Source organism: Micromonospora chersina (genome assembly GCF_900091475.1).
GTDB classification, from domain to species: Bacteria; Actinomycetota; Actinomycetes; order Mycobacteriales; family Micromonosporaceae; genus Micromonospora; species Micromonospora chersina.
Map to the genome: position 1 here is coordinate 1,668,535 of NZ_FMIB01000002.1, position 14,373 is coordinate 1,682,907.

Here is a 14,373-nt window from a genome sequence, read left to right on the forward strand (position 1 = left end):
GTTATTTTACGGTGAAAATACTTCCTGGCCGTGGAATTTCCGCCGTACGGCCCCTTTGCCGCAGCTCAACCCGGGTCTCGGGGAGCCTGCCTACACATCGTACGGTGGGCGCGGGATCGGGTCGACCATCGCGTCGAATCCCTTGGGGAGTTGTGCCACGAGATCCTGGAACTCGCCGACCGTGACCGTCTCGCGCAGCGTGGCCAGGACCGCCCGGGCCCCGACCTCGGCGACCGCCGGATCCACGCCGGCCCGCTCCGCGACCCGGTACAGGAAGGCCACCGCGCCGCCGGTCGCGCCGCCCTCGCCGGGGGCCGCCAGGTAGCTGCCCACCTCGTCCGGAAGCTGCGCGGCGAGGTCCGCCGACTCGGTGGCGGTGATCCGCTCGGCGAGGGTCTGGAGCACCGCCCGGGAGATCGTGGCGGCCTGCTCGGTGGGCAGTTCGGCGCGGCGGGACACCGCGTCGACGAATCGGGGAAACCGCACAGCCGCACTCCTGTCGTCGCCGGCCGCCGCCGGGTGTCCGACCCGTCCGCGCCGCACGGCCCGGAACGTCGCGCCCGCGGTTACCCGCGCCCGACGGCGGCAAACAGCGGATCGCCCACGGAGGTCAGCGCAGCGCGCCGACGGTCCGGAAGTGGTCGAAGATGAGCTGGTCCACCGGCGAGACGCGGTCCCGGTCGGCGTAGCCGAGCCAGGCCAGCTCCGCGATCTCGCTCGCCGGCCGTAGCGTGCCCCGGTAGTCGGCGGCGTAACAGGTCATCCGGACCAGCGTGCCGGCGGCGTGGCCGTGGGCCTGCGCGGTGAAGACGCCCACCGGGACGGCGGACTCCGGCACGACGGTCACGGCCAGTTCCTCGGCGATCTCCCGGACCAGGGTGGCCAGATCGCTCTCGCCGGCCTCCCGCTTGCCGCCGGGCAGGTACCAGACGTCCCTGCCCCGGGACCGGGTGCTCAGCACCCGGCCGTCCTCGATCCGGATCCAGGCGACCTTGTCGATCTCGGGCATGGCGCTCCTCGGTCTCCTCTCCAGCGGCGGCGACGGCCGGACCGCGGTGAACGGCGGTTCCCCGCGAACCACCGCCCCGGAAGGGTAGTGCCGGCCAGACCTCCCGTCGGCTGCCGGGAATCCGCGGCCGCAGGGTTTGCCGCCGCCACGCGACCGGGCACATCCGCCCCGACGCCCGGGACGCCGGGCGCCGGCGCGGGACGGAGTTCTCGGATGGGATGGCTGGACAGACTGCTGGGTGGGCCGGAGTCCGCCCGGCAGGACGTCGCGGAGCGGCTGACCACGTACGGCCCGTTCCGGACCACCACCGAGACGGTCGGGCTGGACGACCGGGAGACCGTCCGGCGGTGGCTGCGGGACCTCGACCCGGATCTCCGGCAGCAGGTGCACGTGCGCCGGCCGTGGGGCGTGATCGCCGCGGTGAGCGACCACCGCGACCCGGTCGGTGTGGTCATGCAGGAGCCGGGCGGCCGGGCCTGGGGCGCCTACGTGCCGGGCGCCGACCGCCGGGAACACCTGACGCCCGAGCAGGTCGAGGCCGTGATGCTCGCCGCGCTGACCTCGACCGGACGGCCCGACGGGCCGGACTGGCGACCGATCGGCTGATCGGGCCGGCCGCCGCGGCGGGATCCGGGCCGGCGCCGCCGCTCGGTAGGCTCGCCGCATGGCCCGCACCACCCATCCCGGCGCCTGCCCGCTGGACTGCCCGGACACCTGCGTCTGGCAGCTCACCGTGGAGGACGGCCGGGCCGTCGCGCTGCGCGGCGACCGCGACCACCCGTTCACCCGGGGCGCGCTCTGCGGCAAGGTCAACCGCTACCTCGACGCCGTCAACGGCCCCGACCGGCTGACCACGCCCTACGTGCGCACCGGCCCGAAGGGCGCCGGGCGGGTCGCGTACCGGCCGGCGAGCTGGGCGGAGGCGGTCGACCGGGTGGCCGCCGGGCTGCGCGCCAGCATCGAGCGGGACGGCCCCGAGGCGGTGCTGCCCTACTACTTCGCCGGCACGATGGGCCACGTGCAGGGCTGGACGATGGGCCAGCGGCTCTTCGCCCACCTGGGGGCGTCCCGCCTGGACACCACCATCTGCACCGGCGCGGCCCGGGCGGCGCTGCGCTCGATCTACGGCGGCTCGGTCGGCTTCGAGCCGGAGTCGATCGTGGCGGCGAGGCTCATCGTGCTCTGGGGCGCCAACCCGCTCGCCACCAACCTGCACCTGTGGCCGTTCGTGCAGCAGGCCCGGGAGCGCGGGGCGTACCTGGTCACCATCGATCCGCTGCGCACCGACACGGCGGCACGCAGCGACGAGCACCTGGCCCCGCTGCCCGGCACCGACGCGGCGCTCGCCCTCGGCCTCATGCGGCACGTGCGCGACGCCGGGGCGGCCGACGAGGAGTGGCTGGCCGCGCACACCGTGGGCTGGCCCGAGCTGAGCGCCCGGCTCGACGAGTGGCCGGTGGAGCGGGCCGCCGCCGAGTGCGGCCTGCCCGTCGAGGTGCTCCGCCGCCTCGGCGACCGGATCGCCACCACCCGCCCCACCGCCGTCCGGGTCGGCCTGGGCCTGCAACGGCACCGGGGCGCCGGTCAGGCGCTCCGGGCGATCTGCGCTCTGCCGCTGGTCACCGGCGACTTCCGGTACCCGGGCGGCGGCGCCCTGGTGTCGACCGGCGGGCACCACCCGATCGACGAGGACCCGGTGGTCCGGCCGCCCGGCATGCCGGCCCCGCCGGCCCGCTCGGTGAACATGAGCCGGCTGGCGACAGTGCTCACCGGGGAGGCCGACCCGCCGGTGACCTCGCTGGTCGTGTTCAACGCCAACCCGGCCGCCACCGCCCCGGACCAGAACCGCCTCCTCGCCGGCCTGCGCCGCACCGACCTGTTCACCGTGGTGCTGGAACAGCGCTGGACCGACACCTGCGACTACGCGGACGTGGTGCTGCCGGCCACCATGCAGCCCGAGCACCTCGACCTGCACTCCTCCTACGGCCACCACTACACGACGCTGAACCTGCCGGTCACGCGGGCGCCCGGCGAGGCGCTGCCGAACACCGAGATCTTCCGGCGGATCGCCGCGGCGCTCGGCCTCGACCATCCCCGGTTCTCCGACAGCGACGAGGACCTGGCCCGGCAGTTGCTGGCCGGCACGCCGGTCACCTTCGAGGAGCTGCGCGAACGGACGTACGCCCGGACCACCGGCGTGCCGGTCGGCGCCGCCCCGTTCGCGGCGGGCGGCTTCCGCACCCCGGACGGCCGGGCCCGGCTGCACGACCCGGCGCTGGCCCGGCTCGGGGTGGACCCGCTGCCCGGGCACACCCCGCCGGCGGAGGCCGCCGACCCCGAGCTGGCCCGCCGGTTCCCGCTGGTGCTGCTCGCCCCGGCCGGCCGCTTCCTCATGAACTCCACCTTCGCCTCCCTGCCCTGGCACGCCCGGCGGACCGGGCCGCCCCGGGTGCACCTGCACCCGGACGACGCGGCGGCGCGCGGCCTCGCCGACGGCGACGCGGTGCGGGTGCACAACGACCGGGGCGCGTTCCTCGCGGCGGTCGCCCTGGACGAGGCGACCCGGCCGGGGTTGGCGTTCACCTACAAGGCGTACTGGGCTCGGCTGAGCCCGGGGCGGTCCACCGTCAACGCGGTCACCGCCGTACGCGACACCGACCTGGGCGAGGCGCCGACGTTCCACGACTGCCGTGTCGAGGTCGCGCCGGTGCCGGCCGAGCTGCTGGTCCCCGAGCCGCCCGCGGACACGGCGACCGTGCCCGCGCCGGCCGCGCCCGCCGAGGCGACGGCCGTACCGGCCGGCTGAGCCGGGACTTCCGGCCCGCCGGCGGGGTCCCTGCGCCCCTGCTCGCGACCACCTCCCGTCCGTAGCGTGAGGGGCGGAAAGAGGGAGGTCGCCATGCGTACGTGGCAGGTGCGGGACGTGATGACCATCGACGTCGCGACGGTACGGGAGGGCACGGCGTACCGGGAGATCGTCGACGTGCTGACCGGCCGGCACGTGACGGCGGCGCCGGTGGTGGACGGGGCGGGGCGCGTCCTCGGGGTGGTCTCCGAGGCGGACCTCATGTACAAGGTGGAGCTGCAGGGGCAGCCGCAGCCGCGGCGGATCCTGCCGGACCGGCACCGGCGCGAGGCGCGGGCGAAGGCCGGCGCGACAGTGGCCGCCGACCTGATGACCGCTCCCCCGGTGACCGTCACGCCGGACGCGTCGTTGGTGGAGGCGGCCCGGGCCATGGACGCCCGGGGCGTGAAGCGGCTGCCGGTGGTCGACGACCTGGGCCGGCTGGTCGGCATCGTGACCCGCGGCGACCTGCTCAAGGTGCACCTGCGGCCGGACGCAGACATCCGGCGGGACGTCCGCGACGAGGTGCTGCGCCGCACCCTGGGCGTGCCCGACGGCGTGGTGGACGTGACAGTGCACGGCGGCGTCGTCACCCTCACGGGGCAGCTCGACCGCTGGTCCACGGTGCGCCTGGCGCTGCGGCTGGCCCGGCAGGTCAGCGGCGTGGTCGAGGTGGTCGACGCGCTCGGCTACGCCATCGACGACGCGCCGATGGCCGCGCTGCGGGCCGGCGGCGCCACCCCGGCCGGCATCGCCTGAGCCCCGCCGGCCCGGCGTCGCCCCCCCCCCAGGGCGACGCCGGCCGGCTCAGCCCTCGTCGAGGGCGTCCAGCACCAGCGCGGCCGTCCAGCTGAACGCCGGTGACCCGAGCCCCGTCCCGGTGTCCGGGTGGAAGTACTCGTGGCAGCCGGCCGCGTCGACCAGGTCCAGCATGGACTCGCGGAGCCCGGCGGCCAGGTCGGCGCGGCCGTGTGTGCGCAGCCCCTGCCACAGGATCCAGCTGGTGCTCAGCCAGCTCGGCCCGCGCCAGTAGCGCAGCGGCTCGAAGTCCGGCGCGGTGCGGTCGTGGGTGGGCAGCGGGCGGTCCATCCGGGCGGCCAGGCCGAACCGGGGCGAGCACGCCTCGGCGAGCACCGCCCGCACGTGGTGGGCCGGCAGGTCGGGCAGGACCAGCGGCATCAGCCCGAGCACTGTCCGAGCCGGGACGAGCCGGTCGGCCCGGACGTCGCGCGGGCGGAACGTGCCGGTGACCGGGTCGAAGAGCCGGTCGACCAGGGCCTCGGTGAGCCGCACCGCGCGGTCGCGGTGCGGCCCCGGGTCGGCGCCGACCACGGCGGCGATCCGCGCGAGCGCCCGCTCGGAGACCCCGAGCGCCGCGTTGACCAGCGGGCACTCCACCAGGAACGGCTGGCGGCCGAGCAGCCCCTCGTCCCGGTAGCGGCCCGCCCGGTAGGTGTCCACCAGCGCGACGTAGCGCGCGTAGTCCAGGTCGGTGGGGCGGTGCGCCGCGTCGGCGTGCGCGGTGTCGTGCCGGCGGTACGCCCGCATCACCGCCTCGTCGGCGGGCACCGCGGCCATCGGGGCGTCCCAGGCGGGGCTGTTGTCCAGGCCGGACTCCCACGGGTGCACGATGGCCGCCAGCCCGCCGCCGCCGACGTCCCGCCGGCCGGTCAGGTAGCGCTGCTGGGCGACCAGCCGCGGGTAGAGCCAGCGCAGCGCCGCCACCGACGCCTCGGAGGGGGCGCGGCGGTGCACCAGCCAGGCGGCCGGGGCGTGGACCGGCGGCTGGACGATCCCCGAGGTGGCCGCCGCCGGGGCGCCGCCGGCCCGGGCCGAGTCCCAGAACTCGGGCCCGGGGAAGTAGGCGCCGGCCCGCAGCGCCGGGTTGAACACGATGTGCGGCACCCGCCCGTCGGCCCACTGCGCGGCGAACAGGCTGCGCAGCTCCCGCCAGGCACGGTCGGGGCGGGCGTGCGCCAGCCCGACCGCGATGAACGCCGAGTCCCAGCTCCACTGGTGCGGGTAGAGGGTGCGGGACGGGACGGTGTGGTCGTGCTCCCAGTTGGCGTCGAGAGTGGTGAGCGCGAGCCGGCGCAGCCGGGCGGCCCGCTCGGGGTCGGCGCGGCCGGAGCCGCCGGCCCGTACCGGGGCCGCGCCGCCGGGGGCGGTCACGCCGCCGCCCGCCGGGGCCCGGGCTGGGCGAGAACGGTGGCGGCCTGGCGCAGGGCGGCGACCGGTTCGCCGCGCAGCCGGCACTCCAGCGCCAGCCAGCCGGGGTAGCCGATCCCGTCCAGGGTGGCCAGCAGCGCCGGCCAGTCCAGGTGCCCCGCCCCCGGCTGGTAGCGGTTGGAGTCGCTGACCTGCACGTGCCCCAGGTACGGCGCGGCCGCGCGGAGCGCCGCGCAGGCGTCGTCCTCCTCGATGTTCATGTGATAGGTGTCGGCGACGACCCGGACCGAGGGCAGGCCGACGGCGCGGCACAGGGCGACCGCCTCGTCGAGCCGGTTGACCATGTGGTCCTCGTACCGGTTGAGGGGTTCCAGGAAGAGGGTGACCCCCTCGGCACGGGCGTGCTCGCCCAGCTCGCCCAGGGCGTCGACGAGCACCTGCCGGTCGCCCTCGGGCGGCCGGGGCGGCTCGAACGGCGGCAGCCGGCGGGAGAACATACCCCAGGCGGCCGGGGTCATGGCCCCGATGCCGCCCAGCTCGGCGATCACCGAGAGCTGGGAGCGCAGGTTGCGCACCGCGTCCCGGGAGCGGGCGGGGTCGAAGTCGCCGATGAAGTGGTCCATCTCGACGCAGACGGTCGGCATGACCACGCCCTCGGCGCGGGCCCGGCGCAGCTCGGGCAGCCGCCGGGCGAGGGCCAGGTCGCCCCGCCCGCGCAGCTCGATGCCCTGGTAGCCGAGGGAGACGGCGAGGGCGTACTTCTCGGACAGGCCGGCGCCGGGGAGCAACTGCTCCTGGCAGGCGAGTGGGATCGTCATCAGAACCTCAGCACCACTTGGAGGACGTCACCGTCACCGCGGTCGAGCAACGCCAGCGCGTCGGCCACCGCGCCCGCGTCGACGACGTGGCTCACCAGCGGCAGCGGGTCGACGCTGCCCTCGGCCACCAGGTCCATGAACGTGTGCGCGATCCGTGACCCGGTCCACCGGCCGGCCGTGCCGGGCGCCGGGGCGGGACCGGAGACCTGGGCCGCCACCAGCTGGATCCGGTTGTGGTGGAACTCCTCGCCGAGTCCCAGCCCGTGGGCGTACCCCTGGTAGAAGCCGGCGGCCACGACGCGGCCGGCGTGGGCGGTGGCGCGGATCGCCTCGTGCAGCGCCGGGTACGACCCGGACAGCTCCAGGCAGACGTCCGCGCCGCGGCCGCCGGTGGCCGCGTGCAGCGCGGCGGCGGCGGAGTCGACGGCGGCGTCGACGACCCGGCGGGCGCCGAGCCGGGTGGCGTGCGTGAGCCGGTCCGGCACCCGATCGACGGCCACCACCCGGGCTCCGGAGAGGACGGCGAGCCGGGTGCCGAGCAGCCCGATCACCCCCTGCCCGAAGACACCGACCCAGTCGCCGAGGTGCAGGTCGCCGGCGAGCACGGCGGTCAGCGCGATGGCGCCCGGGCGGGCGAAGACGGCGACCAGGGGGTCGAGCCCGGGGGCGAGCGGGGTGACGGCGCCGGCCGCCAGCACGGCCTCCGCGCGGTGCCCCCAGATACCCCAGACGACCTGGCCGGGCCGGCGGTCGGCGACGTCGGGTGCGACCTCGACGATCTCGCCGACCTCCTCGTAGCCGAAGCCCACCACCGGGTACGCGGGCGCGGCCTGCCGGGGCACGAACATCCGGGTGGCGTCGTCCCAGTCCTTGCTGAGCCGGGGGTTGCTGCCCCGGTAGAGGGTCAGCTCGGTGCCGGCGGAGATCCCGGAGTAGCAGGTGCGGACGCGGACCTGGCCCGGGCCGAGCCGGTCCGGGGGGCAGGGCTCCAGGCTCACGCGCCGGGGCCCGGCCAGAGAGACAACCCAGTTGCCCATGGCGTCGCTCCGAGGGAAGTGCCGGACCCGATCCTACCCTGAAATATCGATAAATGTCTTGTAAATGATCAATCGAGGGCGTTGAATCCCTGATGTACCCTTCGAGAGGAGTGCCACCGATGTCATCACCCTCGATGCGGATGCTCGCCCCCACCCTGATCATGGCACTTGCCGGGACAACCCTGCTGGCCTGCGGTGACGACGAGCCGAAATCCGACAGTTCCCAGATAACCGTGTGGAGCCTGGAAGACGTGGCGGACCGGGTGAACGCCACGAAGGCGATCATCGCGGACTACACCGCCAAGACCGGCGTCAAGGTCAACCTGGTCGCCGTCAACGAGGACCAGTTCCCGTCCCTCATCGCCTCCAGCGCCGCCGCCGGCGACCTGCCCGACGTGGTCGGCTCGGTCTCCCTGGCCGGGGTGCGCACCCTGGCCGGCAACGACCTGCTCGAACCCGACGCCAACAAGCGGGTCGTCGACAAACTCGGCCGCGACACGTTCTCCCCGCGCGCCCTCGAACTGACAAGCGAGAACGGCAAGCAGCTCGCCGTGCCCAGCGACGGGTGGGGCCAACTCCTGGTCTACCGCAAGGACCTGTTCGCCGCGGCCGGCCTGCCCGCCCCCGACACGTACGAGAAGATCGCCGCCGCGGCGGCGAAGCTGAACACCGGCGGCGTCGCCGGCATCACGGCGGCGACCGCCCCCGGCGACGTCTTCACCCAGCAGACCTTCGAACACCTCGCGCTGGCCAACAACTGCCAGCTCACCGACGACGCCGGCAAGGTCACGCTCGACTCCGCCGAGTGCGTCGAGGCGTTCCGCTTCTACGGCGACCTCATGCGGAACAACTCGGTCAAGGGCGCGCAGGACGTGGACACCACCCGGGCCACCTACTTCGCCGGCAAGGCGGCCATGCTGATCTGGTCCCCGTTCATCCTCGACGAGCTGGCCGGGCTGCGGAACGACGCCAAGCCGACCTGCCCGCAGTGCCAGTCCGACCCGGCGTGGCTCGCGAAGAACAGCGGTTTCGTCACCGCCATCAAGGGCCCGAACGGCGCCGAGCCGGCGCAGTACGGCGAGATCAGCTCGTGGGCGGTGCTCGACGGCGCGAGCGACCCCGCGTCGTCCTTCGTGGAGTACATGCTCTCCGACGGCTACCCACGCTGGTTCGGCATGTCCCCCGAGGGGCGCTTCCCGGTGCGCACCGGGACGGCGGAGGACAAGCAGAAGTTCCTCACCGCCTGGAACACCAGCCCGGCCGGGGTGGACCGCAAGCAGCCGCTGTCGGCGGTCTACGGCGAGGACGTGCTCGCCACCCTGCGGAAGAGCCCGGACACCTTCCAGCGCTGGGGCCTGACCCAGGGCCAGGGGAAGCTGGTCGGTGCGATCCTCGGCGAGCTGCCCGTACCCAAGGCGCTCGCCGACGTGGTCGGCGGGAAGTCCGACGCCCGGGCCGCGGCCGAGCGGGCGAAGAAGGACGTCGACGCGATCGCCAAGGGCGTCAATTGACCACCACCGCGCCGGAGGCCGGCCGCTCCCCCACCGGGGAGCGGCCCCGCCGGCCCGGCCGACGCCCGCTCACCCTGCGCCGCCGCGAGTCCCGCGCCGGGCTCGCGCTGGTCACCCCCACGCTGCTCGTCGTGGTCGCGGTGATCGGCATCCCCATCGTCTGGACCGTGGTGCTGGCCTTCCAACGGGTACGCCTCGCGACCCTGCGCCGGACGGGCCTCTTCGGCGAGCTGACCCTGGACAACGTCGACCGGGTGCTGCACACCCCCGGCTTCGCCGACACGCTCTGGACCACCGTCGTCTACAGCGCCGGCGGGACGGTCGGCTCCATCCTGGTCGGCCTCGTGGCGGCCCTCGTCGTCCGCCGGCCGTTCCGGGGCCGCACGATCGTCCGCGCGTCCATGCTGCTGCCGTACGTGGCGCCCGTGGTCGCCATGACGTTCGTCTGGCAGGTGATGCTCGACCCGCAGATCGGCTTCGTCAACGACTGGGGGCGGCGGTTCCTCGGCTGGGACGCGCCGATCCCGTTCCTGTCCCAGGAGTCCACCGCGCTCTGGACGGTCATCGCGTTCGAGGCGTGGCGCTACTTCCCGTTCGCCTTCCTGTTCCTGCTGGCCCGGCTCCAGGCCGTGCCCGGCGAGCTGGAGGAGGCCGCCCGGGTCGACGGGGCCACACCGACCCAGCGCTTCCGGCACATCCTGCTGCCCCAGCTCATGCCGGTGATCGCGCTCATCGGGGTGCTCCGGTTCATCATGACCTTCAACAAGTTCGACGACGTCTACCTGCTCACCGGCGGCTCGGCCGGCACCGAGGTGGTCAGCGTCCGGGTCTACCAGTTCCTCACCGCGCGCACCGACATCGGCGCGGCGGCGGCGCAGGCGGTCGTGCTGGCCGTCGTGCTGATCGTCTTCGTCGCGATCTACCTGCGCTTCTTCAGTGGCCGACGGGAGGAGGCGTGATGGACCGGGACCGGATCGAGACGGTGAGCCTGCGCTGGCTGCGCCGGCTGGTTATCGCCGGCTTCCTGATCGTCACCCTGCTGCCGTTCTGGTACATGCTGGTGCTCTCGGTACGCCCCATCGAGCGGCTGCTGCTCGACCCCGGCTCGCTGCTCGTGCCGTTCGGCGAGCTGACCGTCGCCACCTACGCCGAGGTGCTGAAGTCCGTCGAGGACGGCGGGCAGGGCTTCCTCGCCTTCATCCGCAACAGCGGCATCGTGGCCCTCTCCGCCACCGCGCTCACCCTGGTGATCGCCATCCCCGGCGCGTACGCGGTGTCCCGGCTGCGGTTCTTCGGCCGGCGGCAGGTCAGCGCGCTGTTCCTGGCGGTCTACCTGTTCCCGTCGATCGTCATCGCGATCCCACTGTTCGTCGTCTTCACCCGGGCCGGGCTGCGCGGGTCGCTGGTCGGGCTGGTGCTGGTCTACATCTCGCAGACCCTGCCCGTCTCGGTCTACATGCTGAAGAACTACTTCGAGACGATCCCGGTCAGCCTGGAGGAGTCCGCGGCCATCGACGGGGCCGGCCGCCTCGGCATCATCCGCCGGGTCAGCCTGCCGCTCGCCGCGCCGTCGGTGATGGCGGTCGCCCTCTACGATTTCATGATCGCCTGGAACGAGTTCCTCTTCGCGCTGCTCTTCCTGGTCGACCGGCCCAACCGGTGGACGGTCTCGCTGGGCCTGTCGCTGCTCTCCGACGGCGTCGAGGTGCCGAAGACGGTGCTGATGGCCGGCTCGGTGATCCTCACCCTGCCCATCGTGATCCTCTTCTTCGCCAGCGAGCGGCTGCTCACCGAGGGCCTCACCAGCGGCGCGGAGAAGGGATAGTTGACCTTGAGGCAAGGCTCCACCAGGATGACCCGGTGCGGGCGACCCGGGAACGGACGGTCAGCGGGCGGCTGGCCCGGCTGATCACCGAGGTCCTCGCGCCGGGCGTCCTGGTGACCGCCCTGCCGCTGGTGGCGGCGGCCCGGGTCAGCCGCTCCCCGCAACAGTTCCTGCTCTGGGGCGGCACGGCCCTGCTGTTCTGCGCGGTGATCCCGGTCGGCGTGATCGTCCACGGCGTACGCCGCGGCCGGCTCACCGACCGGCACGTCGGCGACCGCACCCAGCGGGCCCGCCCGCTGCTGACCGGCCTGGCCTCGGTGGCGGTCGGCACGGCGCTGCTGGCCGCGCTGCGCGCGCCCGCGGAACTGTTCGCCGCCATCGTGGTGATCTTCGTGGTCGGCGCGGCCTGCACCCTGGTGAACCACTGGTGGAAGCTGAGCATCCACGCCGCTGTCGCGGCCGCCACCACGGCCGTCCTGGTGCTGCTGTTCGGCCCGGCGCTGCACGCCGGCTGGCTGCTGGTGGCCGCGGTCGGCTGGTCCCGGGTGGTGCTGCGGGACCACACCTGGCCGCAGGTGGTGGCCGGCGCCGGCACCGGCGCACCGCTCGCCGCCGCCGCCTTCCTCGCCCTCGCCTGAGGTTCCCCCGACCCGGCCGCACAAGATCAGCTACCGTTGGCGGCATGGGCAAGCCGACCCGCTGGGTGACCGAGACCAAGCCGGGACACTCGCAGTGGTACGTCGACCGGTTCCGCCGACTCGCCGCCGAAGGGGCCGACCTGGCCGGTGAGGCACGGCTGCTGGACACGCTCGTCCCGCCGGGCGCCCGGATCCTCGACGCCGGTTGCGGCACCGGCCGGGTGGCCGCCGCGCTGGCCGACCGGGGCCACACCGTGGTGGGCGTGGACGCCGACCCGGTACTCATCGACGCCGCCCGCGCCGACCATCCCGGCCCGCGCTTCCTGGTCGCCGACCTGGCCGACCTGGACCTGGCCGCGCAGGGCGAGCCCGAGCCGTTCGACGCGGCAGTGGTGGCGGGCAACGTGATGGCGTTCGTCGCCCCCGGCACCGAGCGCGCCGTGCTGACCCGGATCGCCGCGCACATCCGGCCGGACGGCCCGGTGGTGGTCGGTTTCGGCACCGACCGCGGCTACCCGCTCACCGAACTGGACGCCGACGCGGTGGCCGCCGGACTCCGCCTCGAACACCGCTTCGCCACCTGGGACCTGCGTCCCTGGCACGACGACGCGGAGTTCGCGGTGACCGTGCTCCGCAAGCCGGCCGCCTGAGCCTTTCCGGGCCGTCGCGGTCGGAGCGACCGGAGACCCGCCTCGTGGAGACCCGGGATCAGGCTGGGGCGACCGTGCGGGCGGCGGCCGGGTCGAGCGGGCTGCCGGCCGGCACCAGGCTGACCAGGCCCGCCGGCAGCCGGACCGGGCGCACCCCGGCGTAGCCGAGCATGCCCGGCACCTCGGCGCCGGCCAGCACGTAGCGCCGCCCGAGGTCGGTGACCAGGCAGACCGCGCCGCCGCCGGCGCCGGGGGCGGCCACCGACTCGACCAGCGCGCCCCGCCCCGGCTCCACCAGCACCTGGTCGGCCAGCCCACCCCGACCGGACGGCGTCCGGGCGGCGGCGGAGAGATCCGGCGGGGTGACCCCGAGCCGGACCTCACGTACGCCGGTGTCGTCGCCGGCCCGGGCGCAGAGCGCGCCGCCCTCGGCGGTGGCCAGCCGGGGCGGGACGGCGGGCGGAGCGGTCGGCCCGGTGGGCACCAGGTCGGGGAGCTTCGGCAGGGCGGCGAACCGGCCGAGGGTGATCGGCTCCGGCTCACCCTGACCGGTGCGGGCGAGCAGGAGGGCGGCCTGCAACTCGGTGATGCCGGCGAGCCCGGCCCGCCCGGCCACCGCGTACTGGCGGCCGCCACCGGTGTTGCGGACCAGGTAGACGTCGCCGACGGTGGCGCCCGTGACCCGCTCAGACGGGGCGCCGAGGTCGCGCAGCGGGGGCGGCGCCAGGTCGGCCCCGGCCGGCACGGTGTTGAGCAGCGCCGGGGCCGCCGGCACCGCCCGTTCCCGGGTGGCGGCCAGGGCGGCGAGCACCCGGTCGGTGTCGCGCAGCAGGTAGCGCCGCTCGTGCCAGAGCAGGTGCAGGCTGCCGTCCGGGTGGCGCAGCAGCAGGCCCTCGTCGCCGAGCGGCCGGCCGCCGGTGGCGTCCCGCCCGATCAACACCGCCGACCGGGCCTGCGTGCGGCCCGCCTCGGCGGCGGTGACCGAGCAGACCGTCCACGCCCCGCCGGCGAGCCGCCCCCGCGCGGGCAGCGAGTCGGGAGCGTCGGCGATGCCGAGTGGCAGGCCGCGCGGCACCCCCTCGACGGAACGGCGGGAGACCAGCACGGTCTTCGGCCGTTCCGCCCCGATGACCAGCAGCGCCGAGGCGTAGTTGAGCACCGGGTGCAACTTCTCCTCCCGGTAGACGAACCGCGCCCCGGACTCCTTCTCCACGATCACCGCGCCCGTGTCGCGCCAGGCGCTGCCACCACCGGCGAACAGGCCGTAGAGGGCGACCCCGCCGAGCGCGATCACCGCGACCAGCACACTGGCCAGGCCCGCGCCGGCCAGCCGGCGGAACGGCGACTGCGCAGGGTCGGTCTCCCGCATCACCAGCGCGGCGACCGCCCGCTGGACGGTGAACTGGTAGGAGTGAAGCTGGTCCTGCCGGGACGGCATCGGGTCCCTTCCGAGAACGATCGTCGGCGCACAGGATAAGCGTTCCGTCGATCTCCCGGGGACCCTCCGTGTCGGCGGACGGTCTCCCGGGGCACCGGAACCGCTATCCCCTGGGGGGTATGTTGGACGCCAGGAGGTGCACGGTGAAACTTCGACCCGAGATGACAAGCGACGCCCTGACCCGACTCAAGCGGGCCCGCGGCCAGCTCAACGCGGTCATCGAGATGATCGAGAACGGCGAGGACTGCCGCGCCACGCTGACCCAGCTCGCCGCCGTCTCCAAGGCGATCGACCGGGCCGGCTTCAAGATCATTGCCTCCGGTATGCGGCACTGCGGCACCGCCCGGGACCGGGGCGAGGAACCGGAGATGACCGAGGAGGAGTTGGAGAAGCTCTTCCTCGCCCTGGCCTGACCGGGCGGACCACCGCCCGC

General features: G+C 74.7%; 15 protein-coding genes. 9 read left to right on the plus strand and 6 right to left on the minus strand.

Annotated features, from left to right (window positions below):
• Positions 1-90: 90 nt before the first annotated feature.
• Positions 91-486 (minus strand): DUF2267 domain-containing protein, encoded by a 396-nt coding sequence (locus GA0070603_RS07670; RefSeq protein WP_091309258.1) that lies wholly within the window; start codon positions 484-486, stop codon positions 91-93.
• A 124-nt stretch (positions 487-610) separates the two neighbouring features.
• On the minus strand, positions 611-1,009 hold the full coding sequence (locus GA0070603_RS07675) for an NUDIX hydrolase (RefSeq protein ID WP_091309261.1): 399 nt from the start codon (positions 1,007-1,009) through the stop codon (positions 611-613).
• Between the two features lie 213 nt (positions 1,010-1,222).
• On the opposite strand from GA0070603_RS07675, the gene GA0070603_RS07680 reads away from it, so the two are divergent.
• The 3 genes from GA0070603_RS07680 to GA0070603_RS07690 all read left to right on the plus strand — a co-directional run bounded on the left by GA0070603_RS07680 (position 1,223) and on the right by GA0070603_RS07690 (position 4,613).
• Positions 1,223-1,615: a hypothetical protein gene (locus tag GA0070603_RS07680; RefSeq protein WP_091309264.1), complete on the plus strand. Its 393-nt coding sequence runs from the start codon at positions 1,223-1,225 to the stop codon at positions 1,613-1,615.
• 58 nt (positions 1,616-1,673) lie between these two features.
• Positions 1,674-3,815, plus strand: a complete 2,142-nt coding sequence (locus tag GA0070603_RS07685) for a molybdopterin-containing oxidoreductase family protein (RefSeq protein WP_091309267.1) — start codon at positions 1,674-1,676, stop codon at positions 3,813-3,815.
• A gap of 93 nt (positions 3,816-3,908) precedes the next feature.
• Positions 3,909-4,613 carry a CBS domain-containing protein gene (locus tag GA0070603_RS07690; protein ID WP_091309271.1) on the plus strand — a complete coding sequence of 235 codons (705 nt, stop codon included), beginning with the start codon at positions 3,909-3,911 and terminating at the stop codon, positions 4,611-4,613.
• A 48-nt stretch (positions 4,614-4,661) separates the two neighbouring features.
• Here GA0070603_RS07690 and GA0070603_RS07695 read toward each other — a convergent pair whose 3' ends face one another.
• The 3 genes from GA0070603_RS07695 to GA0070603_RS07705 are packed head-to-tail and all read right to left on the minus strand — an operon-like array spanning position 4,662 to position 7,878.
• Positions 4,662-6,026, minus strand: a complete 1,365-nt coding sequence (locus GA0070603_RS07695) for an MGH1-like glycoside hydrolase domain-containing protein (RefSeq protein WP_091309275.1) — start codon at positions 6,024-6,026, stop codon at positions 4,662-4,664.
• Positions 6,023-6,841, minus strand: a complete 819-nt coding sequence (locus GA0070603_RS07700) for a sugar phosphate isomerase/epimerase family protein (RefSeq protein WP_091309278.1) — start codon at positions 6,839-6,841, stop codon at positions 6,023-6,025. Before GA0070603_RS07700 ends, GA0070603_RS07695 begins: the two co-directional genes overlap by 4 nt.
• Positions 6,841-7,878, minus strand: coding sequence for a zinc-binding dehydrogenase (locus GA0070603_RS07705; protein WP_091309280.1), 1,038 nt, complete (start codon positions 7,876-7,878; stop codon positions 6,841-6,843). Before GA0070603_RS07705 ends, GA0070603_RS07700 begins: the two co-directional genes overlap by 1 nt.
• A gap of 119 nt (positions 7,879-7,997) precedes the next feature.
• On the opposite strand from GA0070603_RS07705, the gene GA0070603_RS07710 reads away from it, so the two are divergent.
• From GA0070603_RS07710 to GA0070603_RS07730, 5 genes are read left to right on the plus strand one after another with little or no spacing between them, the layout of a single operon-like run.
• Positions 7,998-9,389, plus strand: coding sequence for an ABC transporter substrate-binding protein (locus GA0070603_RS07710; protein WP_091309283.1), 1,392 nt, complete (start codon positions 7,998-8,000; stop codon positions 9,387-9,389).
• Entirely contained in the window at positions 9,386-10,348 is a 963-nt protein-coding gene (locus GA0070603_RS07715; protein ID WP_091309286.1) for a carbohydrate ABC transporter permease, read from the plus strand. The genes GA0070603_RS07710 and GA0070603_RS07715 overlap by 4 nt, the downstream gene beginning before the upstream one ends.
• Positions 10,348-11,214: a carbohydrate ABC transporter permease gene (locus tag GA0070603_RS07720; RefSeq protein WP_091309290.1), complete on the plus strand. Its 867-nt coding sequence runs from the start codon at positions 10,348-10,350 to the stop codon at positions 11,212-11,214. The genes GA0070603_RS07715 and GA0070603_RS07720 overlap by 1 nt, the downstream gene beginning before the upstream one ends.
• 35 nt (positions 11,215-11,249) lie before the next feature.
• Complete coding sequence (locus GA0070603_RS07725) at positions 11,250-11,852, plus strand: phosphoesterase PA-phosphatase (RefSeq protein WP_091309293.1); 603 nt, start codon at positions 11,250-11,252, stop codon at positions 11,850-11,852.
• 44 nt (positions 11,853-11,896) lie between these two features.
• Entirely contained in the window at positions 11,897-12,502 is a 606-nt protein-coding gene (locus GA0070603_RS07730) for a class I SAM-dependent methyltransferase (RefSeq protein ID WP_091309296.1), read from the plus strand.
• Positions 12,503-12,560: 58 nt separating this feature from the next.
• On the opposite strand, the gene eccB is transcribed toward GA0070603_RS07730, so the two are convergent.
• A complete protein-coding gene (gene eccB / locus GA0070603_RS07735; protein ID WP_091309300.1) occupies positions 12,561-13,940 on the minus strand; it encodes a type VII secretion protein EccB in 1,380 nt (459 codons plus the stop codon).
• Positions 13,941-14,083: 143 nt separating this feature from the next.
• On the opposite strand from eccB, the gene GA0070603_RS07740 reads away from it, so the two are divergent.
• The gene (locus tag GA0070603_RS07740) at positions 14,084-14,353 is read left to right on the plus strand and encodes a metal-sensitive transcriptional regulator (RefSeq protein ID WP_091309304.1); all 270 of its coding nucleotides are present in this window, start codon (positions 14,084-14,086) and stop codon (positions 14,351-14,353) included.
• Positions 14,354-14,373 lie beyond the last annotated feature (20 nt).